Genomic DNA, 26,562 nt, shown 5'->3' with positions numbered 1-26,562 from the left:
AAATCACCTTCTACATATTGTAGAAGGTGATTTTTTATTTTATGATGCTTGCTTTCCTTTATCGGCATCACCTACATACCAAATAAATTTGCCTGTATATCCGTAAATAACTGCTAAAATTAATGATACGAAGCTTAACCACATAAATGGAACGTATGAGAATGTTGCTACACCTAAAATACCAGCCATAAAAATACCATTATCAGACCATGGAACCATACCTGAAGTTAACGTTCCACCTACTTCTGAGTTACGTGCTAATACACGTCGGTCTATTTTTAATTTATCATAGCTATCTTCCATAATTTTCGGTGTTAAAATTAGTGATACGTACATCGCACAACCAAATATATTTGCTAAGAATGCCACGATTAATGTAGACAATGTTACATTGCCTGCAGAATTTAATTTCTTCTCAAATTTTGATACGATTACTTTTAAAACACCTAGTTTTTCAAGTAATCCACCAAATCCTAAACCGAAAATAATAACGGCTACTGATCCAAGCATACCGTTAATTCCACCACGGTTTAATAACTTGTCAACAAACTCAACACCAGATTGAATTGAAAATCCGTTATACGCTGTTCCAATCGCCTCTCCAAAGTTCATTCCTTGGAAAAGAGCTGCCCAAATTGCACCAATTAAAGCTCCCATTGCAATTGTCGGCATAGACGGTTTCTTCATCGCTAATAGAACAATAACAATGACCGCCGGAACAAGCATCCATATTTTAATATCAAATTGCTTTAATAAAGCTTCTTTTAAAAACTCTACTCGATTCAAATCTACATTATCGCCGCCATACATCCAACCAGCTACAGTAAACATAATGCTAGTAATAATATAAGCCGGAACATCTAATACGAGCATAGCTCGAACGTGAGCAATAACGTCTACTTTCGCCATAGAAGCTGCAAGAACTGTACTATCAGAAAGTGGTGATAATTTGTCGCCGAAATAAGCTCCTGAAAGAACTGCACCCGCAACAAGCGGAAGTGGTAATCCAAGTCCCTCACCAATCGCCATCATAGCAATACCCGCTGTTCCTACTGTTCCCCATGATGTTCCTGTTGCGATAGAAGTAATCGAACATATGATTAATGTTGCTAATAGGAATATGCTAGGGTGAATAAATTCTAATCCATAATAGATTAATGTTGGTACTACGCCACCAGCAATCCACGTTCCAATTAAAGCACCTACTGCAACTAAAATCAGTATTGCTTCTAATCCGTTAGAAATTCCTTTCGTAATTGCATCTTGCAATTCTTGATAACGAAATCCTAATCTTAATCCAAGCGCAATTACTAAAAACCATGAAATAAATAGCGCTAATTGAATTGGGAGATCAAAAATCGTTTGGAAGGAAAAGACAACAGCAAGAAATAGTAATAAAAGAACTATGATTTCTAGCATCGATGGTAATCTTACACTTTTCATTTTTTTCTCTCCTTACAAGTCGATAACATGACGTGTGTCGTCTTACATGTATGTAATATACAATTAGCGAAGACAAAACAAAATTTTCATATTATTTCGATTTATTTTTCCAGTATAATATAACACCTTTTCTATTGTAAAAGTAGATGTTACTTTTCGCAATGGAAAATATAAAAAATGTTACATTTTTTATATAGAACAATCCATAAATAACTTTTTTAATATTTGCCATAACAAATTTTTTACTATTATCCTCACCTTTTAAGGACTACCATTTTTCCCCACAAAAAAGCACACATCATTAAAATGATGCATGCTCCACTTTTATTTATACATATTTTGTATTTCTTCTTTATTTTTAAGTATTTCCACAAACTTATCACTACAACCTTTCGGAAATAACACTCCGAGCCCATATGAATGCTCAAACTGAAAATGAGGGTACTTCGCTTTGACCTCATCCCAAAATTTATACACGCCGAAATTTCGATCTTTCACCTCAATATCGTGAAATAACACGATACCGTTATTCGCAAGTTTCGGTAACCATGTTTTATAATCATGAGAAACTGCTTCATACGTATGATAGCCATCAATATGCAACAAATTTATCGTTCCATCTTGAAACTGATCCACAGCCTCATCAAAAGTAGACCGAATTAAATTCCCTATTTGAGGATAACTCGTGCTCACGAATTTACTCACTATTTGAAAAACACCTTCTCCATATGGACCTGTGTGCTCATCTCCTGCCCAAGTATCTACAGCAAAGCATTTTGTAGATACTCCTCCATCTTTTACCCCTTGGCAAAAACTAAAAAAAGAAGCTCCTAAATGTGTACCTAACTCAACTAATATTTCTGGTTTTTCAAATCTTACTAAATCATAAGCGAAGTTTAAATGTCCCACCCACGCAGAGTTCATTCGAATATATGGACTATATTGATCAAATTCAAATGTTGGTTTATGAGTAACCCAGCTCATCACATTTCTCCTTCTACACATATTTTTAACAAACCAAATTACTCTTATCTTTATTTTTTTATCATTGTAATTATGATTTTATTTCATAAAAATATGAATTATTATTCCTTTCTTATTGCGGTAAAGCATCGTATACATACGGATCTGCAGGCGTATTAATTTTCTCTACTTTACTTACTTTTACAAGTGGAAATAGTGTTCCTTTATATGTCGTTTCGTCCAACAAACCTGTTATTTTCACCCATGTTTCCTGTGGGAGCTTTTTTACGTTTTCCCCTGCAACAATCATCCCCCAGACTGATGCATCCGCAATACAACAAGTTATGCCGTATCGCGCCACTACCGCTTTATCACCCGTCACATCCTTATCATTATATATAAACCCTGAGAATGTAATTTCTTTCCCTTTAAACCCTTTTACCTCTTGGCCAATTATACTCATTGTTTGAACATAATCCTTATCCTCTACTTGTATTTTTCGTTGTCCTAACATACTTTTTTCTAATTGTTCTTCCACTTGATTAATCACTTTTAAATTCGAGGTTTCATCTTGATCAACTAATCTTTCTTTCCAAACAGAATTTGCCTGTATTCCCCCTTTTTCGTTCTTTTCCATACCTCTCGCCTGTACACTTTGATTCATACCTCTTTTTCCCGCTAAACTTCCGTCAATTGTTACACTTCCAAATAGAAAAGCACTAATAATCGGAACAACAAATAAAACATATACAAAGAAACTTTTCATCCCTGATTTTAATGCTGTATGATGCTTACAACAATTACAATCATCCCGTTTTTCTCCCCCATCTCTCCAAACTTGTAAAGAACCAAGAAGTAAAATCACTACAAAAGCTATATACGTAAATTTAATCATTTTTGGAGCGATAAAATTATAAATATTGCCTGTTACAAGTAGTTTAAATAAGAGCATCGCTAAACCAATTAAAATAATGCCACGAATATAGCGATGATAGGCCTTCTGTTCCTGTTCCTCCACTGTTTCCCACCTCCTATAACGTTGTAATTTGCACGATTGTGTACACCGATAAAATAATAATTCCAATCAAAAAGAATACAAATCTCTTTTGAAAATAAGCAAATAGCATTAATGTATTTTTCATATCAAGCATAGGTCCAAACACAAGAAATGCGAGAAGTGCTTTTACAGAGAAGACATGTCCAAAAGATGCCGCTATAAATGCATCAGCTGCTGAGCAAATGGATAAAACATAACCAAATCCCATCATAATAATTGGGGAAATTACTTCATTATGGGCCACTGCATCAAGTACATTTCGATCAAAAAACGTTTGAAATACGCTCGCAAAAAAAGCACCAATCAATAAATATTTACCCGTATCAAAAAACTCATCTACAGTGTGATTCACAACATTCCCCCAGCCCTTTTTTTCTTTTTTCTGAACCGGATCCTCTATATCTTTTAAAATATTGTTCCCGCGATAGACATAATACACAATTAGCCCAACTAATAGCGCCGCACAAATCGTTATCCCAAAGCGTGCATATACAATTACATCATTTTTTTGAAATGCATATACGGTAGATAAAAGAACAATCGGATTCATAATAGGTGCACTCAATAAAATTACAATTCCTACATGAAGAGGGAGTCCTTTTTGAATAAGTCTTCTTACAATTGGTATAATGACACATTCACACATCGGAAAAATGATTCCGACAAATACCGCTGGAATCATTGCAACAATCTTTGATTTCGGCATTACTTTTTGAATCATATCTTCCGTCACAAACACTTGAATGAGTGAAGAAACAATTACCCCTAATAAAATAAAAGGTATTGCTTCGAATATAATACTTAAAAACACGGTATTCACATTCAACCATTCTTGTGGCATACTTTTGTGCAAATTTGCTAGACTTGTAAAATCTACAAAAAATAATAAAAAAAGAAAAATAGAAATAAGGGCTATTCCTATTAATTCTTTTGAAACTCTATTAAAGACCAACATTATCCCCCACTTTATTCATATTAAATTGTATACTTGTCCAAATGCCCTACACTACTACAGCACAAATTTTATAGTCTATTCCTATTCTTAAATCGTAATCATTATGATTTATTATTGATTTTTTCTTTTCTATCACTTAATATAAAACGTAATCATTACGATTTAAAGGAGAGATCATTTTATGAAAAAAGTACCTATCACTGTATTAAGTGGGTTTCTAGGAGCTGGAAAAACTACTCTACTACATCATATTTTGGCTAATAAGAGCAACTTAAAAGTGGCTGTTATCGTTAACGATATGAGTGCAATAAACATTGATGCATCGCTTATAAAAAAAGGTGGGTTTTCACGTACGGAAGAGAAATTAGTAGAAATTCAAAATGGTTGTATCTGCTGTACACTACGAGAAGATTTAATGATAGAAGTGAGTCGGCTTGTTGAAAACGGTGATATTGACTATATAGTTATTGAAGCTTCAGGTATAAGTGAGCCGATTCCAGTTGCCCAAACATTTACTTATACTGACGAAGTACTTAATATCGATTTAACGAGAAATTGTCGCCTCGATACGATGGTTACAGTTGTAGATGCAAATAAATTTTGGGATGATTTTGCAGATGGTGAAAGTTTATTAGACCGTAAACAGGCTATCGATGAAAATGATACTCGAGAAGTTATTGATTTACTAATAGACCAAATTGAATTTGCGAATGTCATTATTCTTAATAAAATTGATTTACTAGAAAAAGAAGATAGGGTAGAACTTCATCATTTACTACAAAAATTAAATCCCGGTGCAAAAATTATTGAAGCTTCATTTAGCAATGTACCATTGCAAGAAATTTTAAATACAAATTTATTTAATTATGAGGAAGCGAGTCAATCGGCGGGCTGGATGCAAGAACTAAATAGTGAACATCATACACCCGAAACTGAAGAATATGGTATCAATTCCTTTGTATACCGTCGTAAATCCCCTTTTCATCCTGAACGCCTTATGAATTGGCTAGAAAAATGGCCTGTAGATGTTGTAAGAGCGAAAGGCTTTTTCTGGCTCGCATCTCGTAATAATATGATAGGGCTTCTATCTCAAGCAGGTTCCTCTATTACAATTCAAGGAGCAGGTGAATGGATAGCCGCATTACCTGAAACTGAAAGAAATCAAATTATTAAAGAAGAACCCGAAGTATTGAAAAACTGGGACGAGCGATATGGAGATCGAATAACTGAGCTCGTATTTATCGGTATTGATATGAATCATTCTGTGATTGAACAATCATTAGATGATTGTCTATTAACAGACAAGGAAATGGAACAAAAGTGGAATACATTTGTTGATCCTATTCCGGCTTTTACTTACACTTCATAATCTAAAATAAAAAGGCTTCCGTAAACAGAAGCCTTTTTATTTTATCGTTCTCTTATTTAACAAATTTTCTTTAATTTGAATAACACTTTACATTAAGAAAGAAATTTCAATTTATTAATGTTTCTTTCTGTGATATATTGCATATTGTATCCGATATATATTTTTAAAAGGAGGACTATATACAGTATGGATCCAAATCGTTTAAAAGGAATCATTATGGTTGTAATTGGTGCTTGTTTATGGGGCTTGTCCGGGACAGCTGCACAACAACTTTTTCAATATGAAAATGTTTCTACTGAATGGTTAGTTACAATTCGTTTGCTTATATCAGGCTTTATCTTGCTCCTTATTTCATCATTCGGAACGAGAAAAAAAGAAATATTCGGCATATGGAAACAAAGATCTGATGCTACTAAAATGATATTGTTTGGCCTATTCGGTATGCTTGCTGTACAGTACACGTACTTCGCTTCTATTAAAGAGGGAAATGCCGCTGTCGCAACATTATTGCAATATTTAGCTCCCATATTCATCACTGTATACTTACTTTTCAAATGGAACGTTCGACCATCAAAAATTGATTTCATTTCCATTACCCTTTCATTAGTAGGCACTTTTCTCTTACTAACAAACGGGTCTGTTCATAACTTGGCTGTTTCTACACCAGCTATTATTTGGGGTATTTTATCTGGATTATCTCTTGCTTTTTATAGTTTATATTCAAAGGGATTACTAGAAAGGTGGTCTTCCTCTGTTATCGTTGGATGGGGCATGATTATTGGGGGTATTGGCGTTACGATTCTACACTTTATTTCTACAAACGAATTCATTTTATTATCGACTATGAAATATGTAAAACTAAGTACCCTACCGCTCATAACATTTGTCGTCATTTTCGGGACACTGATTGCATTTTATTTATACTTAGACAGCATACGATACCTGACTCCGAAAGAAACAACATTATTCGGTTGTACTGAACCACTCGCGGCTATTATTTCTTCTGTACTTATATTGCACGTACCCTTTCAATCTTTTCAGTTATTAGGGGCTTTTTGTGTCATTGTAATGGTGCTCATCTTAAGTCAAAAACCGGATGAAGGGAAACAGGAATTAAAGTTTGTTCATGAGAAAAAAGAAAATATACAACGAAAGGATTGAATTCACTATGCCCATCCCTCAAAATTATAAAAAACAAGGAAGAGTTTCGGCAAAATCACTCGTTTTAAATCAATTACAAGATTGGATTATTGAAGGTGTTTTACAGCCTGATGAAAAAATTAATGATGGGGAATTGGCTGGAGCACTAGGAGTAAGCAGAACACCTGTAAGAGAAGCACTTCAAATATTAGAGCTTTCTGGATTAGTGGAAATGGTACCTGGGCAAAAAACAAAAATTGCTCCTATTAAGTTAGACGACATTCCTATCATTTATGAAACGATGGCTGGTCTTCACTCTATTATAGGAAAGCAAGCACTTCAAAACATTACAGACGCTGATCTGAAACTACTTTCTGAAATAAATGCTGATTTTCAGCGCTCTATAGAGAAGAAAAACGCAAAACAAGCTTTAAAACTAGATATACAATTTCACAATACAATTTCTTCTATTGCTAAAAACCAATATATTGAACCCTTTCTAGGAAATATGCAACTTCATGTTCTACGCCTTGAATATTTATTTTTCCAAAACTTTGTTCCAGCAAGTCAATCTATTGAAGAACATCACTCTATCATTCAAGCATTGCAAAAGCAGGACGAAAAACAAATGGAACAAATGATGTCTCAAAACTGGCTCCGTCCAATGAAAGAAATATCAAAAATAATTTCTACGAAATAATAATAAAGCTGGTTACACAAAATCGTAACCAGCTCACCTTTTACTAATCTATATAGCTATGCCTGAATATCTGCATAATCTTCCATATCTTCGTACTCTTTTTCCAATTCTTCTAAAGACAGCTCGTATAATTGTCGGTCGCGAATTTTAAACACACCTGCTCCAATTAACTCATCAATTAAATGCCTCTTACGATTTTCAACAGCAAAACGGAGTTGACTACTCATCTTTTAAAAAACTCCTTTCCACGATCATTGAAAATGATAATCTTTATCAATTACCACTTTTGATTATAAAAGATGACTCTTTATAAGTAAAGTAATTTCATGAAATATTTACCTTACAAAGTATTTGTGGCCACATTATATATATGTATGCCGTGCGAAAAATGTTATGACACATTTTCTTATCCTTTTTCTTTCATACTTTGCAAGTTGTCTCACTATGATTAAATTCACCATCTATTTCTACTTGAATGGTGACATGTTCTACATGAAACTTCTCCTTTAATACATCCGTAGCCTCTTTTAATACATTTTGCGTTTCATCACCTTTAATAATCAAATGGCAAGTTAATACTTGAAAATCAGATGTGACAGACCATATGTGCAAATCATGAACTTCTTTTACAACCGTAATATTTAATAATGTACTTTTTACCTCTTCAACATTTATGTGTTGGGGTGCACCTTCCATTAATATATGAACGGTATCACGTGTTACACGCCATCCGCTAATAATGACTAAAATAGACACAAGAATACTAGCAATCGCATCAGCAACAGTCCATCCGAAAAATTTAATAAATAGCGCAGCAATAATCGCTCCGACTGATCCTAATAGATCGCCTAATACGTGTAGGAACGCGCTTCTTAAATTCAAATTCCCCTTCACATCTCCGCCTCTCATTAATATCCAAGCTGATAAAATATTAATAAGCAGACCAAGTACAGCAATAATGAGCATCCCATTACTAGCAATCTCAACTGGCTCTTTAAAACGGCGAATTGCTTCAATAAAAATGTATACTGAAATGACAATAAGAACGACACCGTTACATAATGCCGCTAACATTTCGACTCGCTTATACCCATATGTTTTCGCAGTTGTTGCTGTTTTTTCTCCAAGCTTGAATGCAAGTAAACTTAGCGCTAAGGATACTGCATCACTTAGCATATGCCCCGCGTCAGATAATAGTGCTAAGCTATTCGTTACAAATCCCCCAATAACTTCAGCAATCATAAAGCTTGTCGTTAATAAGAAGGCAATTAATAACGCTTTTTTATTTTTTGAATGACCGTGATCATGTGAATGTCCCATACGAATGCTCCTTTAAGTGCAATATCTGTATGTTAGTATGAAACACATTCCCTATCTTTATCCCCCATTAACTGCCCATAAACGCCCGCTTCCTCTATCTACACACTTCGCTATTTTTCAAACAAGTCCTTTTTCTCAACAAAAAATAAGACTACTTCCTTTTCAGCTTCATATTGTTTACTAATGAAAGAATTTCTAAGGAGGTTACTAAAATGAAACGTTTATTTCTCTGTATGGAGCGTGAACTTGTTGTAGTGAAAGAACAATATGGTCACTTTGAAACAGCGTATCACTTACAAAATATGCAACCTACCTGTATTGCTGTTGATCCATTTCAAAAGAACCGTGTATATTGCGGCACATTTGGACGAGGTTTATGGTTAAGTGACGATGGTGGGGATTCATGGAGACCGATTGGAGATTCATATCGTTACTTTGATTTCCCTAAAGAAGATGGTATTTTACATTCTTCGATTACTTCTATAACGATAAGCTCAAATGAGCAAGTTAACGGCTATGGCGTCGTTTATGTAGGCACAGAACCGAGCGCTTTATTCCGTTCTGAAAATGGTGGTGAAACGTGGACTGAACTTAAAAATATGAAATCATTATTATCTTCTTATACGTGGGCTTTTCCGCCTAGACCTTTCACCCATCACGTACGCTGGATTACAGTTGATCCAAACACCCCAAATACAATCCATGTTTCAATTGAAGCTGGTGCTGTTATTCAAAGTAATGATAGAGGGCATACTTGGATTGATAAAAAATTTGGTGCTCCTATCGATGCTCATCAATTGCTTATGCACCCTGACGCTCCAAATCGCCTTTATGCATCATGTGGTGACGGATTTATGGGCGGACCTGATCGTGCATATCTTGAAAGTTATAACAGTGGAAACAGCTGGATCTCATGCAGTGAAGGACTTGAACATCATTATCTATATAGCATGGCTATCGATCCGGCTGATTGTGATACAATCCTCGTTTCTGCCGCACCGAGTGCTGACCTCGCTCATCATCGTATTCCTTATGAATCTTATATTTATCGTAAAACGAAAGATTCTCCTTTCCAGCAAGTGCAGCAAGGTCTACCATCTGCAATTGGTACAGTCATTTCAATGTTTGCAACAAATCCAGCAGAACCACATACGTTTTACACTTTAAATAACAATGGCATCTTTCAATCCAATGATAGCGGCGAATCGTGGGAACAACTAAACATTCCTTGGAAAGATGAGTATAAAACGCAGCATCCGCATGCGTTACTTGTAGCTAGTTCTTAACGAAAAAAGACTGCCTAACGGTTTTAGGCAGTCTCTCTTCTATTTCTTTAAATCAATTACGATATCATCTAGAACAATATCTTTACTCTTCGCTTCTTTTTTCGGCACTTCAATTTTCTTCTCTTTTCCATTCACATACTCCACTCCACCATGATTTTCAGGTGTATGAACTCGCAAGTGCACACGAGGTGTAACGATAAGCTTTGTGGCATTTTCGTTTAACTTTTGGAATGTAGCACTCCAACTACTTTTATGGGGTTCTGCTACTGTACTACTTCCGCCATTTCCTTCACCAGCATAATGATTTCCTAAATCATCTTTTATTTCTAACTCAACATCCGCACTATCCCATATACTTCGTAATGCCTTAGTTTCTTCTTGATTATAAAAAACGATAAAGGACATCGGGGTTACTTCCATTTTGTCTATATTTACTTTTATTAATTCATTTTCAGAAACCCTATTAACCTTTACTTCTTTACTATCCATTGCTTTTAAACTAAGCGCGAAATTCCAGTTCCCCTTTATTGCATTACCTTCATAATCCAACTCAATTGCCTCTATATCCCACCAAACATTTGCAACATCTAACCTTTCACTACCATGACCACTCATCGTAGTCATACCTACATACTTTCCCTCTCCAACTTTTGTAACGTCCGAACTACCTCCTCCGCCATCAAAGCCCATCACTTGCGGACTTCCAAATGGGAACGGTTTCTCTCCTAAATCTTTTTCGCTTTCAATAGAATATGTGATTGTAATTGTTCTACCATCGAACACAGCATCATTAATTGTAACCTTAACCCCATTACTCTCTCTCATCATATTCAATTCAGTCGAAAATTCTTTATAATTTTCATATAACCCTGTTCTACCATTATCTAAAAATCGGAATATGTCACCTACAATTGGCAATCCCCCGGCATATGTAGGAAACCCGATACCAAGCGTTGCAACTGATAACCCTACTAAAATAGATGCAGCAGCGACACTTTTTTTCCAACTTTTCATCTTTTTCTTCGTACGTATCGATTGTTTTACATTGCGCTTCGCTTTTTCTTTTTCAATTTCAGAAGCCTCAATTTCCTCAAGTTCTTTTTCATCTATATCAATGTCATTTAATAGTTCATAAATGTCTTTCATATTGCACTACCTCCAAAACTAATATTCGTAGCATTTTGTTGTAGTTTCTTTTTTCCACGGTACACACGATTATCGATCGCTGCCCGAGTTAACCCTAACTTATCTCCTATTTCTTCTGTCTTCATACCGAGAAGATATTTCATAATGAACACCTTTTGATCTAACGGTTCTAATTGATTAATAAGCTTCAATAACTCTTCCCTATCTTCCATAACGATTAATTCATCTTCCGCTGACTTTTCCGTACTAATATGAAACTCATCTGAAATAATTTCTACTTTCCTAGTCGCTTTCCGATAATAATCAATCGCCTTAAATTTCGCAATCGCCGCAATCCATTTTTTAAAGTCACTCGGCTCTCCATGAAATTTATTTGCGTTATTCCAAATGGAAAGAAATATATCGTTTACACATTCCTCTATGAGTCCATCATTTTGAACTGGAATAAGAACTTTGTGCGTTATTCCTTTTATGAGTGGTAAGTATGTATCGACAACGAATTCTAGTGCATCTTCTTTTTGCCGTTGTAATCTTTTTATAAAATTTTTCTCATTTGATTTCATGTAGCGATTCCCCTTATTTTTTTGTAAAAGCTTTTACACCCTATATAACGTCTTACAAAATATTTTCTCTCATCTTTTTTTATTTTTTGTATGTTATGGAATACTTTCCCTAAGCCATTGTCTCACATAACTATGTATTACAAGAAAATTTTCTCAAGTCTGCCCTTTAATTCATGTAGTACACTATTTATGTAGTGACTTTTTAACTTGATGTACATTTTATTTCATTAATCTACTATTTTAAATTAGGAGATGAGATGTGTATGTGTGGAATTACAGGTTGGGTCGATTGGAAGGAAGATCTTTCAAAACAACATGTTATTTTAGAAGAGATGGCAAATAGTATTCAGCATCGTGGTCCTGATGCTGAAGGATTTTGGTTTTCACCACGTGCGGCTTTTGCACACCGGCGTTTAATTGTTATTGATCCAGAAGGCGGGACACAGCCGAAGACATTTCGTGCTGGTGATTATACGTATGCTCTTACTTATAATGGAGAAATTTATAATTTCCGTGAACTGAGAGAGCAACTTCGAAAATGTGGTCATGCATTTGAAACGCATTCAGATACAGAAGTGTTACTACATGCTTATTTAGAATGGAAAGAAGATTGCGTACAACATTTAAACGGAATTTTCGCTTTCGCCTTATGGGATGATCAGAAGCAACAGTTGTTTTTAGCACGTGATCATTTAGGCGTAAAGCCACTCTTTTACACTGAAAGAAATGACAGCATTATTTTCGGATCTGAAATTAAAGCATTATTAGCTCATCCATCTGTTCCTGCTGAAATTGATGCAAATGGCATAAGCGAAATATTTGGATTAGGCTTATTTCGAACTCCAGGATGTGGCGTCTTTAAACATATTCAAGAAGTGCGTGCTGGACATTCTATAACGTTTACACGTGATAAAAAAGTAGTTAAGAAGTATTGGAATTTAGAAAGTAAAGTTCATACAGACTGTACTGAAGATACATCATCACATATTTTATCTATTTTACAAGATACAGTAAAAAGACAATTAATTGCCGATGTTCCTCTTGTCTGCATGTTATCGGGCGGGTTAGATTCTAGCGGTATTACTGCACTAGCGGGGAAAGAATTTGCCGCTGAAAATAAAACACTTCATACGTATTCCGTTGACTTTGTAAATAGCGCCAAAGATTTCGAGCTGACATTTGCTCGCACTGGTTTAGACGCCCCTTGGGTAAAACGCGTTTCTGAACATGTAGGGACATCGCATCATGACATTATTGTGAATGCTGAAGAATTAGCAAATCACTTATTCGTTCCTCTCCGTGCAAAAGATTTACCGAGTGCTGGCGAAATGGAAACTTCACTATATTTACTATTTTGCGAAATGAAAAAAGATGCAACTGTAGCTTTATCCGGAGAATCTGCTGATGAAGTATTTGGTGGGTACCCTTGGTTTCATCAAGAGGATTTACTATTTGTCGATAAATTTCCTTGGCTAACAAATTGGAAAAACACTTCCCCTCTTCTACTAAATGAAGTAAGTAACCAATGCAAATTAGAAAACTATATTGATACACGATTCCAAGAAGCGATACTTGAAGTACCTACTCTTGAAGGCGAAAATAAAAAATCCGCGAAACAACGTCAAATGTTTTATTTATTTTTAACGAGATTTCTCCCGTTTTTACTTGACCGTAAAGACCGTATGAGTATGGCTGTAGGATTTGAAGTTCGTGTACCGTTTTGCGACTATAGATTAGTTGAATATTTATGGAACGTTCCTTTCAACATAAAAAGCATTGATAATATTGAAAAAGGTATTTTACGTAGAGCACTGCAACCTGCTTTACCTGACGATGTACGCAATAGAAGAAAAAGTGCTTATCCAACTTCACAAGATCCACATTATTTACAAACAATCCGTCATTTATCACTCGACTTGTGCAGTAATAAAAACAATCCTATTTTCTCACTTATTAATCATTCCACATTACTTGCCATTGCCGATGAAAGTAATAAAGAAATTAACAATTTTGAAGCAAGAAGTGCTATGGAATATATGCTACAAGTAAATGAATGGTTGAAAACGTATCATATTCATATTGCTTAACAAAAAGGAGTTCAAGGATAAAAACCTTGAACTCCTTTTATATTAATTAGCACATTGTTTATTTTCAGTATCAATAGACCACCCAATAATTGTGGCACAATCTCTACCTTTCCACTGCAGTACATTTGTTAATACTGGCTCAATCTGTAAGCAACTTCCGTCGTGCAATATTTCTACTAAAGATTGATCATCATCAAATTTTCGTTTATCACACTCTAAAATACCGTCCGTTGCCATGACGATGTGATTCATTCCTTTTTCTAATCCCCTTACACCTGACGTAAAACAAGGTGTATTTGCTGCGAAAATATTTTTCCTACCGATATATTCGTAATTCTTCCGTTTATTTAACCGCCCTTTACCATTCTTCGTTTTCTCAGAATGGAATAAATATGCGAAGCAATCACCAACTGATAGCCAATATAAAAATTCACCTTTTCGTAAACAAATTAAGCATGCAAGTTCCTCATCATCTTGATCACATTTTTCAATAAACAGCTCATCTGTAAATAACGCTAATAAGTACATATGTGTATGATGAAAAGCTAAATGTATTGGGTATGAGAATAGCTCTTTTAGTTTCTCTTTTCTTTCTGAAATCGCTTCTATTATATAATTTATATTTTTTGTTTTGTGGTGTGTATCAAAAATCATAACAAATTCAAATTGTAATTCAGGATCCCACCAAGCAAGCACCGCATCTCCTCTTTCATATGCATCACTTTCTTGATTTCCCCCATATACGCCGACTGAAAGAGGACCACATTTTTCAACATGTATTTCATCTACATACATCTGTTCATGACTCATCCATTTGAATGTATTCACAGCTATCATCCTCTCTCCTGCTAAATGTATACCTTTACACATAGATTACCTTATATTTCAATAAAAATAAACTTTTTCAACATTTTCCATCCAAATAAAAGGATTTTATTTCTATTCTCACGAATATATCTTACTATGCGATATAAAAATAGGGGGATTTATCATTATGAAAGACATCAATCAACATTGGGAAAGTATTTATTATCACTTACGATATGAATATGAAGACAACCTTTCCCACCAAGCCATTCGTATTTTACAAATCGTTTCTCGTGAGAAAGATATAACAATTGGAAAAGTGGCTACTGAGCTTAGTCTCTCTCATAACACAGCGTCTGAACACGTAAAGCGCCTTATTCAAAAAGGATTTATCATGAAAGAAAGAAATAAACAAGATGAAAGGGTCGTAAACCTTACTTTAACGAAAGACGGCATTGAAGTATTAGAAAAGCATACTTTACTAGATAAAGAAAAGATAAAAATATTAGAATCACAGTTATCAAAAGAAGAACAACAATTAATTGAAAAAGCCTTTTCGTTATTAGCGAAGGAGGCACAATATGCATTTCCTCGTTAAAGTAATCGTTTCGGCACTTATTATCGGTGTGATTACTGAAGTCGCCAAACATTATAGTACGGTAGGCGGCTTTATTGCTGCCCTTCCACTCGTTAGTTTACTAAGCCTATTTTGGATTTCTTTCGAAGGTGGGAACAAACAAGAATTAAGTCAATTTGCTATAGGCGTATTATACGGATTTCCTGCATCCGCACTACTATTATTTATCGTCTATATTGGGTTGAAAAATTCGTTTTCACTTAGTGCATCTGTCCTACTCGGAATTGGGGTTTGGTGTATCGTTTTTGCTTGTCAAAAATTATTTCAAGCTTAGTTAGGAGGGTTTACTATTTATAAATTTGTAGAGGTACTGGGGCAAACTATAGAAGTATATATAAAAGGAAGTAGTAAACAAACGGTAGTTATTCAGACCGGAATGTGTTGCTCATTTTATGATTGGCTCCCTATTATAGAAAAACTTTCACAACATTTTACAGTCATTTCATACCATCGCCCAGGTTACGGAAAAAGTGAACTAGGAGATTATTCGCGTACTACAAGACAAGCGACAAACGAACTTCATATGTTACTACATAAACTTGCTATTCAGGAACCTATCATTCTAATCGGTCATTCCTATGGAGGCTTATGTGCACAACATTTTGCGATGTTACATGAAGATAAGCTGCAAGCACTTATTTTAGTTGATTCTACTTCTATGAACTTACACCGATTAGATGAACTTCATTTACCAATTTCTGACCAAACGGATTCGGATAATATGTGGTTTCAAAAATATATTACATACTCCAAAATGGATATAGATATGCTTTATAATGAACTAAAACCTATACTCGTTGATCAACCAAGACAGTACATTGAATTTTCTACCTCTCCTCTATTATATAAAGCGACAGCTTCTGAACTATGTGCGTGGAAAAATTGTGCTCGCTTAATAAAAGAGTTATATAAAACATTAGAAACACCTTTAATCGTTATCGGTAGAGACCCTCAATATTCTATTACTCAGTTGACTGAGGATGGCATGCCAAAAGAGGAAGCCACACAACTAGAAGCAATGTGGCAAGAACTGATTCATGAACAACTACAACTCTCAATAAATAGTCAATATATACTTGCCGAACATGCTGGTCACGGAATAGAAAATGATCGACCAGATATTATTATTGAAGCAATTCACCCCTTGCAAATAAAAAAAGGAAGCAACTAACGCTGCTTCCTTACTTATCTATTCATAATCTTCTTCATCATCGATTTCTTCATAATACGAATTCCCATTACTTACATATATAGGGCCATTCGCAACGTCAATACGTAATACCCATGCCCACGGCACAGCTAAACGCTTATGTATCGCTCGCCAAAAGCTCATTGATTTTCTTTCGTACTCCTGGAACTCCTGAAGTAACTCTTTGTAGGAGGAACCGTCTAACTGAATATTTGCTTCTAACAAACGAGAATGGGCATAGTACTGCAGCTCTAGTTCAGCAGCAATTTCCATTTCTTCTTCCGTTGCCATACCAATAATTGCTCCATCTGCTGGTACAATTTCAAATACGTTCTGAACTTCAATAAGCCCTTCTTTCTCTTTCTCAAACATGTAAACAGCCTCCTTTAACACAAATTTTTTATGTTACAAAGTCATACTTCTACAATAACTTCTCCCTTTCCTCTTTTTTTGATAAACTTTTACAAATTATTTATCTGATAATCTGTAGACTGTATTCTTTCAGCAGAACTGAAACAATTATTATCAAAAGTTAATTTATACACGTCAGGCATATGAAGGATTTTCCAAAACTGAAAATCATATTTCGAATCAAAATAATTCATTAGTAATACCATAATATTCCCATGAGTACCTATTACAATATTCTTACCTTTATATTTTTTTAATATACTTTGCATACATATTATAGCGCGTCTTTGTGCTACATCATTTGATTCTCCGCCTTCGTATGCATAATTCCAATCTCCCCACACTTTCTCCATAGCATCATCAAAATCCTGTACCGACTCTGTACTTAATAACCTTTCACGTAAATCTTCTTCTATTTGTATCGATATATTATATGTATTCGCGATTCCTTGCACAGTTTGAATTGCTCTTTTGTACGGGCTAGAGATCACAACATCGATATGTTTACCTTTTAACAAGCGTGTTACATTCTCTGCATCGCAATGCCCTTTTTCAGATAACGGCCGTTCCCGTTCTTGTTTTGTATATGTAGAGTGGGCATGGCGAACGAAATATATTGTCGTCATTTTTCAACTTCCTTTCTTATTTTCAATCTATATTCAATGAAACAAATAAGAAATCCTGTATTATAAAAAGAAAAGGACACTTTCTAAAAAGCGTCCTTGTTTACATAATAAAATTATTCCATTATAATTTCCTTCTAAACTCTTCATCTGTTATAGCATCTTGAATAAAATAATCTATATTATTTCTTAGCTTTTGATATGCAACTTGATCTTCTATACCATTAAACATAATTACAACTTCTACCTTATTCCCCTTCTTATCTGTACTATACAAACTTTTTGTCAATACGAATGCGGTAGATCCACCTTTTTGACCAGCAAATTCTAACTTACTATTATCAACTGTTCCTTTGAAAATATTCTCGATTTCTTCTTGCATTGATTTTGGAAAATACTTTCTACTATTTATCTTTTCCATTATACTCATATAATCTTTAGCGTTTGCACCCACTAATCGATCTGACCAAATTCGCTGAAATTCCATATCTACTTTTAATGGGATATCCCGTTTTTTCCATTCTTCTTCATCTTTCATCCATTCATGAATTTGTAACACATGTTTATTATACTCATCACTTGACATGTTACGTATCATTTCTAATGATTGATTTTCTGGCTCATGAAGCTCTTTTTCTACATACCCTCTCATATATAGTGCAGCAGTATACGAAGAGAATTTGTCATGACTAGTAAGCTCTAATTCTTTTATACTTTCATTTACCCTTTCTATTCCAAGCTTATCTAACAAATATGTTGTATTTGCATTAGAACTATAATGAATCATCCCTTTAGCGACTTCTTCTAAGGCGATTTGTCCATTTTTCACTAATTCTCTCGCTTTGGCATCTTCTAACCAGTCAGGATGCGCTCCACCATCAGTGTTTTTAACGTAATATTTTTCTAACTCCTGCAATGAAATTTGTTCATCACGGCTTATCTTTCCTTCTGACACTTGCTTAGCAAATTCAACTGCTATTACGATTTTTGCCGTACTCGCTAATGACAATTTTACATTTTCATTTATAGATGTTAATATTTCCCCATTTTTTCTAATTAGTAATGAACATGTTTTATCATCTTTATGTTCTTTTATGTACTTTAATACGTAATCAGGATCTTCTTTTGACAAATAGTACTTCATAATAACAAAGAAAGCTATAACCGCTACTATAATGACTCCTGCAACAATTCCTATAATCTTTAATATGTTCACAATATGCCCCCTCTATAAATCCCCTTCTATATAATATATTATAGCGAATCAAAATACAAAATTATACAAAATAGAGTAACTCTTCCTAAAAAATGAAAGAGTTACTCTATTTCACATGATGTTATGTGTCCATTTAACGTAACAACTATATTTGAGTCGTCACTTTCTTTAACGCTATTTAGTCGATTTGAGTTAGGAGGACCAATTACAACTGACTCCTTAATTGGCGAAAGATCCTTTCCTAATTTTTCTGCACTTACACCATATGCAGCTTGAAATACTTCTGGCGGTGTTAATCTAAGTATGTCTGATCCTTCTGCTGTTTCAAACTGATCGTTATTGAAAAACAAATGTAATTGTACTTCTTCTGTTATCGCTGTAATCCAATGCCACCATCCCATTGGAATAAAGACAGTTTGCCCCGCCTTTATATGATAATTTTGCAATTGATTCGTTTCGGGATTTAAAATGGATGTAACTGCTTCTCCTGATACAACAACATCTAATTCCCACGCATTCGGATGCCAATGCGGTTCCCGCATATGCCCTTTTGTCATAAATAAATCAACAAACGCTCCTCCTATCATCGCTGGTAACTGTGTTGACGTAACTTCATATGCAACGTTTTTATCATCCCTTTTAAAAAAGACATTTTTTCTCGAATCAAAGAAAAGGTTTGGAGTTCCTGAACTTTTCTTTAAATTTTTATTATCTGGAACATAACCTGAACTACTCATTTTATCCCTCTTTTCCACTCCGAACATTTCTACTTTCACACTGTATCCTATGGAAAAAATGTATGAATGTGCCTATCATTCACATAACAAAAAAACATGCCTTCATGATGAGAGCATGTTTTGTGATATTCTTCACATTGTTTAGTTAAAAAATAAACTTTTTACTTGCCATGATGTAACATTAAATCACTAAGTTCTTCTTCAATGTGATTTAATTTCGCAACGCCTTCTTTCCATTTATGAATATAACGTGAAACCCCGACAATAAATAAACCAATAATTGTAGAAAGAATAATACCATATACGATTGTTACAGTACTCATAGTTACACTTCCTTATAATTAGTAATGTTGTTAGTAGTTATATTTTTATTATAAACCTTTTTCTTTTAAAATACTTCGATTTCAACTTTTTGTAACAAAATTGATTTTTCTAATATTTCGTTCGTAAAAATGGCATATTTTTCACAAATTATACAAAACTTCACCATATGTACTATTACCATATGAGTTATATTGTTAAATAGGATAAAGTGAAATTTTAGTCAGTATGGGGGATCTATCCCACACTGATTATTAGCCCGCACCAACCGGGCTTTTACGGACCGTTACTGTGGGATAAAGGGGATGATATACTATGACGACTTGGTTTATTGTAATGTTAATTGTATTTGGGGCATTTAAAATTATCGTTTCTAGCCTTCCCAACTCTGTTATTGAATCCATTATTAGCAAGTACGAGACACATCCACAACTTGAAGAAGAGAATGTGACTGTTACAATTAATGGAAATAACTTAGAAGGCGAACAAAAATCCAAAATTATTCATGATTTTAACGAAGGTTTATTTTTAGATCGCTATTACGCACCACCACACAATGAGGGCACGCCTTTAATTATCAATGAAAAACGTGGTAAAAAAGATTTTATCTTTTACATTTATAGTCATGAAGAGCATGTTGATGTTGTAAAGCAACATAAAAAGAAGGTAGTTGCTTATAGTTTACGCTCTAAAAACCTTCAAAATAATGATATGTTCGTGTCAGCTGATTTAGCTTAATACTCATATATTAGAAAAAGGAATCCATATATACGGATTCCTTTTTACTATTCACTGAAAAATAAGCTCTGTCTTCAAACTATCTTTCGGTAACAACCATCCTTTTTGTTCTAATCTCTTCATTAATAATTCTCTTTGTTTTGTTGCAATACTTTCCTCATTTGTTTTAAACGACACTTCTATTACGAAATCATCTTCTATTTTCCCTGTATTACTTAGTGGCCAAACTTCAATATTCGTTTTTATATTTTCAAACTCCCCTGTATACCTTTTCATTAATACAGGACCGTAAATACGAGAGTTCTTGAGCATTTCTTCTCCCCAATTCGTATACGACCATTTGTTCATTTTCCCTGGCAACTTTTCTATTAACATGTTTTGAGCGGCTCGTTCGTTCGGTAAATCAAGTACTCCATACCCTTTAGCACTGTAGGTTTTCTTATTTGAAATACTTAACGTTTTCTTCTCAAATCCCCAATCTATTTCCGCCTCATAGTTATCGGTTTTACTATCAAATCCATCCTTTTTAGCCACTTCTAGTGCATCTTGAATTACACCATTTTGAATAGGATATCTTTTTTTATATGTTAGCTCAAAATCTTTACTAAATTCTTTCTTTCGAATTCTCGCAAACCACCCTTCATTATTTAAATTTTTATTTGCTGTATCTAAAAATTGCACTTGTATTCTTTCATAATTTGTACCAGCCTGAAAATGTTCTAATATCTCTTGGTTCATTTCTTTGTTGTAACCTAATACTTGTTCTGGCTTTAATAATAACTTCACTTCAAAACTAGGTGTCATTGGACTGGCAGCAAACCCTTCCTTAACGTTATAAAGGAAACAACAAAATAAAATGCTTACGAATACAAATACTTTTTTCATATACCTATCTCCTTTGCATTTTAAATGACTTCTATACGTTCCATAGTAAGTGAATACACATTTTCATACCCTGCCGTGCTAAGCTTTTTCTGTAATCGATCCGTATCCCCTTTCAAAGCATGTACTAACACCGTATGTTCTGGTAATAATGTATTTAACATCTCTTTCACATCTCTTATACTTTGGTGAACTTTATATGGAACTCGCTTCACCCTACATTCTTTACCTACACGTTCTTTCAAAACTTTGTCTGCAAAACTCCCTTTAGCAATATGTCCAGTAAATATAATGGAATGTCGTTCTTCATATCGCAGTTGTTCATAATATAACTGCGCTCGTTTCGTTTGCATATTCGCATCACTCATTATAACTATTCCATAACTATTTTGCGTACCGATGTCATGATCCATAACGATTATGTTTCTTTTTAAACTCTCCAGGATCCGTTCAAGTTCTTCATTATTTTTGAGCCAATCTTTATATACGAACATTTCTTGGAATCCATCCAAAATTTCTTGATCTACTATAATGGGAAGTTCTTTATACTTTTCATATAAATACAATACGATATCTTGCGCTCTACCAAGCGGTGGCAATGGCAATAATGCTATTCCTTTCTTTTGCGCAACTCGTTCAATTTCTGTACACAGTTCATTTATTCGTTCATGTTGCGAAACATCATCAGTATGATAAGCGGCATCTACGATTGCGACTTTTATATCGCCGCGCAACTTCTCAGGTAAATTAGCTCTTAGTATGTTAGACTCTGCTGAATAATCGCCAGAATAAAATACATATGTATGACTCATGTCCACTAAAAACCAAACAGCCCCCAATACATGCCCACTATACCCCCATTGAAAACGCAATGTAGGTGTAATCTGTATCCATTCATTCGGATTACTAATCTCATCAATATATACATAATTTAAATCTTTAACATTTTGGTCGTTATAAGGTACATTCCATCCTTGCGTCAAATTATAGTTTCTCCATTTTTCATAATAAGCGGGAAGTTGCTCCTTCGTATAACGAGTCGTCCAAATTTTTTTCTTATATCCATACTTCGCTAATAAAGGTAAGCCCATCGTATGATCTTCATGAATATGTGATAAAAATACTGCATCTAAAAACGGTACAACTTCCCTATCTATTTTTGGATAACTATCCTCATATGATCGATTAATACCACAATCAAATACTATTTTCGTCTCTTTATTTTTTACGAAGTAGCAGGAACGACCGTATTCTCCCGCTCCTCCCCATACTTCTATCCTCATCATGCTACCCCTTTTCGTTTTTGCTCCATATGTTGCAGAAGTAATAAACATATTGTTGTAAGTCCAACGGAAACGACAGCCATTGCCATGCCAATAGATACTTCTCCTTGTTCAAACTGAGCAAAAATAAATGTTGCTGACGTTTCTACTGATGGAGGTAATACGAGAAGAGATGCTACTAATTCTCTTATCGAGATTGTAAATGTCATCGCCCATCCAGCAAGAATTCCCGGGATAATAAGAGGTAATATTATTTTTCTAAAAATATAAATATAATTTCCAGAAAAAATACTTCCTGCCTGTACAAGAGAATCATCAATTTGCCCAAGCGATGCTTTTACATACTGCACCGTATAAGGTAAAAAAAGAACGACGTACGTTACGATAACCATGACTGGTGTATTGTAAATTGACAGGGGCATATAGGGTGAATTCCAGAATAAAATAAGCCCTACAACCATCACGATTCCTGGTACCATATTCGGTAACATACCGCACATATCAAGCCATTTTTCAGAAGACTTTTCGCCCTTTCGGATCATAAGTGCCAAAAATACTCCAATCATAGCAGCAATAATCGCTGTTATAAGTGAAAAAAGAAAACTGTTCCATAAAGCTTCTAATCCTGGAGAGCCAATTGTAAATAATGCTTCATAATGGCTCGTTGTAAAGTTATTTACCTGTAAGCCGTCGCCTCTTAATTTCGATAATGAAGCAATCAGTATAGAAAAATACGGGATTCCAATTGATACGATTAATAAACCAATTACATAAACCCATGCTACAATGCGCGTAAATATAGACAATGTATACCTTTTAGATTTCACACCTTTTCCACTAACCATTGCATATGAGTACTTTCGATTCAATACATTTTGCATATACCAAATGAGCATACATGCACTAAGTAATAAAGAAGATAATGCTGTTGCACTACTAAAATCAATCGGCCAACTCGAGATAAATTTATGAATCTCTGATGTTAACACATGAAATCCTATTCTTCGTCCGAATGTAGCCGGTGTTCCAAATTCAGCAATCGTCTTTACGAAAATGAGTAAAGCACCCATTACATAACTTGATACTAATAATGGCAATATTATTTTTCTTAAACGGTAGAAAAAGCCTCCACCATGAACTGCTGCAGCTTCTTCTTTACTACTCCCAATTTGAAGTAACGTATTTTTCAACATGAAGTAAAGGAATGGGAATAAATGCAGACTCATAATTAAAACCATGCCGCCTAAACTAAAAAACGAAGATGAAATCGTCTTTAGCATCGGAAAAAACTGTTCGAAATAGCCGTTCGGTTGCATGAACAAAATCCAGCCCATCGATCCAATATACGGCGGTGTCATAAATGGAATCATAAAAATAATATCCAACTTACTATACTTTCCAACATCTGTTTTACTCATAATAAACGCTAATGGAAATGCAAATATGGTTGCTCCTATTACTACAAGTACACCTAAAAGCATCGAGTTTAGAAAAATCCCCGCTAATCCACCACTCTGCATCACTTCAAAAGGCTTTAAAAAATTCCAACTACTATTTTCGTATACACTAGAAAATAAAATGAGGAAAAGCGGAATGACGATTAACATCGCCACAAGCAACAACGCTACCGTCATTCCAACTTGTCTTACTGATACGAATCGATTTACCATGTAATCACCATCTTATTGAAATACTTTCTTAAATTGTTTTCCGATTTCATCTTGTTCTTTCTCAACTGTTTTCCAATCAATATTTAATACCGGAATCTCTTCTACATTCGGTCTATTTTCAGCTTTTATATCTGTTCTGCCTGGTAATAAGTACGCTTTAGCAACTTGTTTTTGCACATCATCTGATAATAAATAATCAATAAACTCTTTTGCATCTTCTACATTTTTACTATCCTTCATAATCCCTGCTGCACGTGGGCTAATAACTGTTCCGCTTTTTGGATAAACAATATCAACCGGTTCACCCTTTGCTTTTGCACTGTACGTCATATAATCAACACCAGCAATGACCATGTCTTTCGCACCTGTTACTACTGGATCTAACGCTTCTTGATTTGCCCCCGATACTGTAACTTCATTTTTCTTAAGCTGTTCAAATAAATTCCATCCATCTTTTCCATTCTTTTTCACATAACCTGTTACAAAGTCTAAAGCTGAACCTGATAGTGCTGGATCCGGAAGATTCACTTTTCCTTTCCATTCCCCTTTTGTTATATCGCTCCAATCTTCAGGCGCTGTCTTCACATTTTTTGTGTTATACACAATTCCTAATGCTGAAGCACTATATCCAAAATAATGTCCTTTATCATCCGACCATTCAGAACGAAGCTTATCAGCTTGTTTCGCTTCTTTATAAGCTAACGTTTGTCCATCCTTTTTTAATCCTTCCATCGCTGGTAATGATGCAAGTACGACTACATCAACGACTGGATTTTTCTTTTCAGCTTCCATTCTCGCTAAAATCTTACCTGTTGTTCCTTGAAACATTTCTACTTTTATACCTGTTTTCTTTTCAAAATCCTTTTGAATCTTTTCTGCTAATCCTTTTGGTCCTGCACTATATACAACAATTTTCTTTTCATTCGTAGTTTTACTTTTTGCATCTACATTGCCTGTCTTTGAACTACACCCTGTTACTACAGCCGAAAATAATAAAGTACATACAAATAAAGACTTAAGCGAACTGAATTTCTTCATACGATTCTCCCCCTATATGATGAATACATTTTTTTGGCACATATAACAATACTGGTTTACCGATGCTTAATTTACTATTGTGATAAACTGTCCATATTCCAAGTGCACCCATGTTTACTTTCATTTCATACCGTTCTCCTACATATGTAACGTGCTGAATTTCACCTGTATACATTTCGCACACTTCATTTTTCGTCCAGCTCACATGCTCTGGACGAATCATTTGTTTACCCTCTACAAGCCAATTTGCTTTACCAACAAATTTTGCAACAAATTCATGAGACGGCTTCACATAAATATCTTCTGGCGTTCCTTTTTGTAATACTTCTCCTTGTTTCATGACAATAATTTGATCTGACATTGACATAGCTTCCGTCTGATCGTGAGTGACATACAATGCCGTTAAACCAATAGAATGAACGATATCCATAAGCTCTAAGCGCATTTCTTCACGCAAAATTGCATCGAGTGCACTAAGTGGTTCATCAAACAAAATAAAATGAGGTTTTGTTACAATCGCTCTAGCAAATGCAACACGTTGCTGCTGTCCACCAGAAAGTTCGTGTGGATATCTTTTCTCCATACCTTGCAGACGAACTCGCTTTATCGCATCTTCTACCTTTTCTCGTAAGTGATTCGTTTGCTTTGTAGCCCTTAATCCAAATGCAACATTTTCAAATACAGTCATATGCGGCCATAAAGCAAAATCTTGAAATACCATACCGATATTACGTTCATGAGGAGATGTTTTTATTTTTTTCGCACCAGAATACATGCACTTATCTCCAAAATATATTTCACCTTTATCTGGCTCTTCAAGTCCTGCAATCATTCTAAGTAAAGTCGTTTTCCCGCATCCCGAAGGTCCTAAAAGTGTGGTGAATTCACCTTGTTTCATGACAATTTGTAACGGTTTTAACGCCTGCGTTTTTCCAAACTTCTTTTCTAATCCATGAATTTTAATATCCATCGTTTCACCTC

The 26,562-nt window shown here is 34.7% G+C and carries 29 protein-coding genes; 9 read left to right on the top strand and 20 right to left on the bottom strand.

Annotation, left to right across the window (positions count from 1 at the left end):
- Window positions 1-39: 39 nt before the first annotated feature.
- The 4 genes from nhaC to ILS93_RS16920 form a co-directional block, all read right to left on the bottom strand.
- A complete protein-coding gene (gene nhaC / locus ILS93_RS16935; RefSeq protein WP_222660957.1) occupies window positions 40-1,443 on the bottom strand; it encodes a Na+/H+ antiporter NhaC in 1,404 nt (467 codons plus the stop codon).
- 324 nt (window positions 1,444-1,767) lie between these two features.
- Window positions 1,768-2,427, bottom strand: a complete 660-nt coding sequence (locus tag ILS93_RS16930; RefSeq protein ID WP_064476495.1) for a class I SAM-dependent methyltransferase — start codon at window positions 2,425-2,427, stop codon at window positions 1,768-1,770.
- A gap of 112 nt (window positions 2,428-2,539) precedes the next feature.
- The gene (locus ILS93_RS16925; RefSeq protein WP_222660955.1) at window positions 2,540-3,424 is read right to left on the bottom strand and encodes a TIGR03943 family putative permease subunit; all 885 of its coding nucleotides are present in this window, start codon (window positions 3,422-3,424) and stop codon (window positions 2,540-2,542) included.
- A 13-nt stretch (window positions 3,425-3,437) separates the two neighbouring features.
- The gene (locus tag ILS93_RS16920) at window positions 3,438-4,415 is read right to left on the bottom strand and encodes a permease (RefSeq protein WP_064476497.1); all 978 of its coding nucleotides are present in this window, start codon (window positions 4,413-4,415) and stop codon (window positions 3,438-3,440) included.
- Between the two features lie 184 nt (window positions 4,416-4,599).
- Here ILS93_RS16920 and ILS93_RS16915 point away from each other — a divergent pair, with 184 nt between their 5' ends.
- The 3 genes from ILS93_RS16915 (at window position 4,600) to ILS93_RS16905 (ending at window position 7,627) form a co-directional block, all read left to right on the top strand.
- Window positions 4,600-5,787 carry a GTP-binding protein gene (locus tag ILS93_RS16915; protein WP_222660953.1) on the top strand — a complete coding sequence of 396 codons (1,188 nt, stop codon included), beginning with the start codon at window positions 4,600-4,602 and terminating at the stop codon, window positions 5,785-5,787.
- Between the two features lie 186 nt (window positions 5,788-5,973).
- Entirely contained in the window at window positions 5,974-6,948 is a 975-nt protein-coding gene (locus ILS93_RS16910; RefSeq protein ID WP_064476499.1) for a DMT family transporter, read from the top strand.
- Window positions 6,949-6,955: 7 nt separating this feature from the next.
- Complete coding sequence (locus tag ILS93_RS16905; RefSeq protein WP_222660951.1) at window positions 6,956-7,627, top strand: GntR family transcriptional regulator; 672 nt, start codon at window positions 6,956-6,958, stop codon at window positions 7,625-7,627.
- Window positions 7,628-7,683: 56 nt separating this feature from the next.
- Here ILS93_RS16905 and fbpA read toward each other — a convergent pair whose 3' ends face one another.
- The gene (gene fbpA, locus ILS93_RS16900; protein ID WP_000098301.1) at window positions 7,684-7,854 is read right to left on the bottom strand and encodes a Fur-regulated basic protein FbpA; all 171 of its coding nucleotides are present in this window, start codon (window positions 7,852-7,854) and stop codon (window positions 7,684-7,686) included.
- A gap of 193 nt (window positions 7,855-8,047) precedes the next feature.
- The gene (locus tag ILS93_RS16895; RefSeq protein WP_064476501.1) at window positions 8,048-8,947 is read right to left on the bottom strand and encodes a cation diffusion facilitator family transporter; all 900 of its coding nucleotides are present in this window, start codon (window positions 8,945-8,947) and stop codon (window positions 8,048-8,050) included.
- A gap of 212 nt (window positions 8,948-9,159) precedes the next feature.
- Here ILS93_RS16895 and ILS93_RS16890 point away from each other — a divergent pair, with 212 nt between their 5' ends.
- Window positions 9,160-10,233 (top strand): WD40/YVTN/BNR-like repeat-containing protein, encoded by a 1,074-nt coding sequence (locus ILS93_RS16890; protein ID WP_064476502.1) that lies wholly within the window; start codon window positions 9,160-9,162, stop codon window positions 10,231-10,233.
- A gap of 39 nt (window positions 10,234-10,272) precedes the next feature.
- Here the strand turns inward: ILS93_RS16890 and ILS93_RS16885 are convergent, their stop codons facing one another.
- Both ILS93_RS16885 and ILS93_RS16880 read right to left on the bottom strand, forming a co-directional pair.
- Window positions 10,273-11,379, bottom strand: coding sequence for a DUF4179 domain-containing protein (locus tag ILS93_RS16885; RefSeq protein WP_222660949.1), 1,107 nt, complete (start codon window positions 11,377-11,379; stop codon window positions 10,273-10,275).
- Window positions 11,376-11,942 carry a sigma-70 family RNA polymerase sigma factor gene (locus tag ILS93_RS16880; RefSeq protein ID WP_098103325.1) on the bottom strand — a complete coding sequence of 189 codons (567 nt, stop codon included), beginning with the start codon at window positions 11,940-11,942 and terminating at the stop codon, window positions 11,376-11,378. Before ILS93_RS16880 ends, ILS93_RS16885 begins: the two co-directional genes overlap by 4 nt.
- A 263-nt stretch (window positions 11,943-12,205) precedes the next feature.
- Between ILS93_RS16880 and asnB the strand changes: the two genes are divergently transcribed.
- A complete protein-coding gene (gene asnB, locus ILS93_RS16875) occupies window positions 12,206-14,029 on the top strand; it encodes an asparagine synthase (glutamine-hydrolyzing) (protein ID WP_064476505.1) in 1,824 nt (607 codons plus the stop codon).
- Between the two features lie 42 nt (window positions 14,030-14,071).
- Here asnB and ILS93_RS16870 read toward each other — a convergent pair whose 3' ends face one another.
- Window positions 14,072-14,899, bottom strand: a complete 828-nt coding sequence (locus ILS93_RS16870; protein ID WP_222660946.1) for a PP2C family serine/threonine-protein phosphatase — start codon at window positions 14,897-14,899, stop codon at window positions 14,072-14,074.
- Window positions 14,900-15,023: 124 nt separating this feature from the next.
- Between ILS93_RS16870 and ILS93_RS16865 the strand changes: the two genes are divergently transcribed.
- From ILS93_RS16865 to ILS93_RS16855, 3 genes are read left to right on the top strand one after another with little or no spacing between them, the layout of a single operon-like run.
- Window positions 15,024-15,434: a MarR family winged helix-turn-helix transcriptional regulator gene (locus ILS93_RS16865; protein WP_064476507.1), complete on the top strand. Its 411-nt coding sequence runs from the start codon at window positions 15,024-15,026 to the stop codon at window positions 15,432-15,434.
- Complete coding sequence (locus ILS93_RS16860) at window positions 15,418-15,747, top strand: DUF3147 family protein (protein WP_103655426.1); 330 nt, start codon at window positions 15,418-15,420, stop codon at window positions 15,745-15,747. The genes ILS93_RS16865 and ILS93_RS16860 overlap by 17 nt, the downstream gene beginning before the upstream one ends.
- Window positions 15,748-15,783: 36 nt before the next feature.
- Window positions 15,784-16,644: an alpha/beta fold hydrolase gene (locus ILS93_RS16855; protein ID WP_149174132.1), complete on the top strand. Its 861-nt coding sequence runs from the start codon at window positions 15,784-15,786 to the stop codon at window positions 16,642-16,644.
- A gap of 18 nt (window positions 16,645-16,662) precedes the next feature.
- Here ILS93_RS16855 and ILS93_RS16850 read toward each other — a convergent pair whose 3' ends face one another.
- From ILS93_RS16850 to ILS93_RS16825, 6 genes are all read right to left on the bottom strand, one after another.
- The gene (locus ILS93_RS16850; protein WP_046959012.1) at window positions 16,663-17,034 is read right to left on the bottom strand and encodes a hypothetical protein; all 372 of its coding nucleotides are present in this window, start codon (window positions 17,032-17,034) and stop codon (window positions 16,663-16,665) included.
- 89 nt (window positions 17,035-17,123) lie between these two features.
- Window positions 17,124-17,699 carry a histidine phosphatase family protein gene (locus ILS93_RS16845; RefSeq protein WP_222660944.1) on the bottom strand — a complete coding sequence of 192 codons (576 nt, stop codon included), beginning with the start codon at window positions 17,697-17,699 and terminating at the stop codon, window positions 17,124-17,126.
- A 121-nt stretch (window positions 17,700-17,820) separates the two neighbouring features.
- Complete coding sequence (locus ILS93_RS16840; protein ID WP_222660942.1) at window positions 17,821-18,912, bottom strand: serine hydrolase; 1,092 nt, start codon at window positions 18,910-18,912, stop codon at window positions 17,821-17,823.
- 101 nt (window positions 18,913-19,013) lie between these two features.
- Complete coding sequence (locus ILS93_RS16835) at window positions 19,014-19,649, bottom strand: cupin domain-containing protein (protein ID WP_142315435.1); 636 nt, start codon at window positions 19,647-19,649, stop codon at window positions 19,014-19,016.
- A 161-nt stretch (window positions 19,650-19,810) separates the two neighbouring features.
- Window positions 19,811-19,972 carry a hypothetical protein gene (locus ILS93_RS16830; protein ID WP_061680580.1) on the bottom strand — a complete coding sequence of 54 codons (162 nt, stop codon included), beginning with the start codon at window positions 19,970-19,972 and terminating at the stop codon, window positions 19,811-19,813.
- A gap of 65 nt (window positions 19,973-20,037) precedes the next feature.
- Window positions 20,038-20,154, bottom strand: a complete 117-nt coding sequence (locus tag ILS93_RS16825) for a hypothetical protein (protein WP_002011946.1) — start codon at window positions 20,152-20,154, stop codon at window positions 20,038-20,040.
- A 131-nt stretch (window positions 20,155-20,285) separates the two neighbouring features.
- Here ILS93_RS16825 and ILS93_RS16820 point away from each other — a divergent pair, with 131 nt between their 5' ends.
- Window positions 20,286-20,708 carry a YfmQ family protein gene (locus tag ILS93_RS16820; protein WP_064476513.1) on the top strand — a complete coding sequence of 141 codons (423 nt, stop codon included), beginning with the start codon at window positions 20,286-20,288 and terminating at the stop codon, window positions 20,706-20,708.
- 51 nt (window positions 20,709-20,759) lie between these two features.
- On the opposite strand, the gene ILS93_RS16815 is transcribed toward ILS93_RS16820, so the two are convergent.
- Genes ILS93_RS16815 through ILS93_RS16795 form a run of 5 tightly spaced genes read right to left on the bottom strand, consistent with a single transcriptional unit; the run spans window position 20,760 to window position 26,551 of the window.
- The gene (locus tag ILS93_RS16815) at window positions 20,760-21,593 is read right to left on the bottom strand and encodes a hypothetical protein (RefSeq protein ID WP_064476514.1); all 834 of its coding nucleotides are present in this window, start codon (window positions 21,591-21,593) and stop codon (window positions 20,760-20,762) included.
- A 20-nt stretch (window positions 21,594-21,613) separates the two neighbouring features.
- Window positions 21,614-22,876 (bottom strand): MBL fold metallo-hydrolase, encoded by a 1,263-nt coding sequence (locus tag ILS93_RS16810; RefSeq protein ID WP_142315092.1) that lies wholly within the window; start codon window positions 22,874-22,876, stop codon window positions 21,614-21,616.
- Entirely contained in the window at window positions 22,873-24,543 is a 1,671-nt protein-coding gene (locus ILS93_RS16805) for an ABC transporter permease (RefSeq protein ID WP_098111811.1), read from the bottom strand. The genes ILS93_RS16810 and ILS93_RS16805 overlap by 4 nt, the downstream gene beginning before the upstream one ends.
- A gap of 12 nt (window positions 24,544-24,555) precedes the next feature.
- The gene (locus ILS93_RS16800; protein WP_098111812.1) at window positions 24,556-25,581 is read right to left on the bottom strand and encodes an ABC transporter substrate-binding protein; all 1,026 of its coding nucleotides are present in this window, start codon (window positions 25,579-25,581) and stop codon (window positions 24,556-24,558) included.
- Complete coding sequence (locus tag ILS93_RS16795; RefSeq protein ID WP_098111813.1) at window positions 25,559-26,551, bottom strand: ABC transporter ATP-binding protein; 993 nt, start codon at window positions 26,549-26,551, stop codon at window positions 25,559-25,561. The genes ILS93_RS16800 and ILS93_RS16795 overlap by 23 nt, the downstream gene beginning before the upstream one ends.
- Window positions 26,552-26,562 lie beyond the last annotated feature (11 nt).

This window comes from Bacillus sp. 16GRE42, assembly GCF_019837435.1.
GTDB classification, from domain to species: Bacteria; Bacillota; Bacilli; order Bacillales; family Bacillaceae_G; genus Bacillus_A; species Bacillus_A wiedmannii.
Note: the sequence above shows the minus strand (reverse complement) of the source record. Positions and strands in the feature narration are given on the sequence as shown.

Coding starts and splice junctions, on each gene's coding strand:
- nhaC (WP_222660957.1), bottom strand. CDS start 1,443: ATGAAAAGTGTAAGATTACCATCGATGCTAGAAATCATAGTTCTTTTA.
- ILS93_RS16930 (WP_064476495.1), bottom strand. CDS start 2,427: ATGAGCTGGGTTACTCATAAACCAACATTTGAATTTGATCAATATAGT.
- ILS93_RS16915 (WP_222660953.1), top strand. CDS start 4,600: ATGAAAAAAGTACCTATCACTGTATTAAGTGGGTTTCTAGGAGCTGGA.
- ILS93_RS16910 (WP_064476499.1), top strand. CDS start 5,974: ATGGATCCAAATCGTTTAAAAGGAATCATTATGGTTGTAATTGGTGCT.
- ILS93_RS16905 (WP_222660951.1), top strand. CDS start 6,956: ATGCCCATCCCTCAAAATTATAAAAAACAAGGAAGAGTTTCGGCAAAA.
- fbpA (WP_000098301.1), bottom strand. CDS start 7,854: ATGAGTAGTCAACTCCGTTTTGCTGTTGAAAATCGTAAGAGGCATTTA.
- ILS93_RS16895 (WP_064476501.1), bottom strand. CDS start 8,947: ATGGGACATTCACATGATCACGGTCATTCAAAAAATAAAAAAGCGTTA.
- ILS93_RS16890 (WP_064476502.1), top strand. CDS start 9,160: ATGAAACGTTTATTTCTCTGTATGGAGCGTGAACTTGTTGTAGTGAAA.
- ILS93_RS16885 (WP_222660949.1), bottom strand. CDS start 11,379: ATGAAAGACATTTATGAACTATTAAATGACATTGATATAGATGAAAAA.
- ILS93_RS16880 (WP_098103325.1), bottom strand. CDS start 11,942: ATGAAATCAAATGAGAAAAATTTTATAAAAAGATTACAACGGCAAAAA.
- asnB (WP_064476505.1), top strand. CDS start 12,206: ATGTGTGGAATTACAGGTTGGGTCGATTGGAAGGAAGATCTTTCAAAA.
- ILS93_RS16870 (WP_222660946.1), bottom strand. CDS start 14,899: ATGTGTAAAGGTATACATTTAGCAGGAGAGAGGATGATAGCTGTGAAT.
- ILS93_RS16865 (WP_064476507.1), top strand. CDS start 15,024: ATGAAAGACATCAATCAACATTGGGAAAGTATTTATTATCACTTACGA.
- ILS93_RS16860 (WP_103655426.1), top strand. CDS start 15,418: ATGCATTTCCTCGTTAAAGTAATCGTTTCGGCACTTATTATCGGTGTG.
- ILS93_RS16850 (WP_046959012.1), bottom strand. CDS start 17,034: ATGTTTGAGAAAGAGAAAGAAGGGCTTATTGAAGTTCAGAACGTATTT.
- ILS93_RS16845 (WP_222660944.1), bottom strand. CDS start 17,699: ATGACGACAATATATTTCGTTCGCCATGCCCACTCTACATATACAAAA.
- ILS93_RS16835 (WP_142315435.1), bottom strand. CDS start 19,649: ATGAGTAGTTCAGGTTATGTTCCAGATAATAAAAATTTAAAGAAAAGT.
- ILS93_RS16830 (WP_061680580.1), bottom strand. CDS start 19,972: ATGAGTACTGTAACAATCGTATATGGTATTATTCTTTCTACAATTATT.
- ILS93_RS16825 (WP_002011946.1), bottom strand. CDS start 20,154: ATGGTAATAGTACATATGGTGAAGTTTTGTATAATTTGTGAAAAATAT.
- ILS93_RS16820 (WP_064476513.1), top strand. CDS start 20,286: ATGACGACTTGGTTTATTGTAATGTTAATTGTATTTGGGGCATTTAAA.
- ILS93_RS16815 (WP_064476514.1), bottom strand. CDS start 21,593: ATGAAAAAAGTATTTGTATTCGTAAGCATTTTATTTTGTTGTTTCCTT.
- ILS93_RS16810 (WP_142315092.1), bottom strand. CDS start 22,876: ATGATGAGGATAGAAGTATGGGGAGGAGCGGGAGAATACGGTCGTTCC.
- ILS93_RS16805 (WP_098111811.1), bottom strand. CDS start 24,543: ATGGTAAATCGATTCGTATCAGTAAGACAAGTTGGAATGACGGTAGCG.
- ILS93_RS16800 (WP_098111812.1), bottom strand. CDS start 25,581: ATGAAGAAATTCAGTTCGCTTAAGTCTTTATTTGTATGTACTTTATTA.
- ILS93_RS16795 (WP_098111813.1), bottom strand. CDS start 26,551: ATGGATATTAAAATTCATGGATTAGAAAAGAAGTTTGGAAAAACGCAG.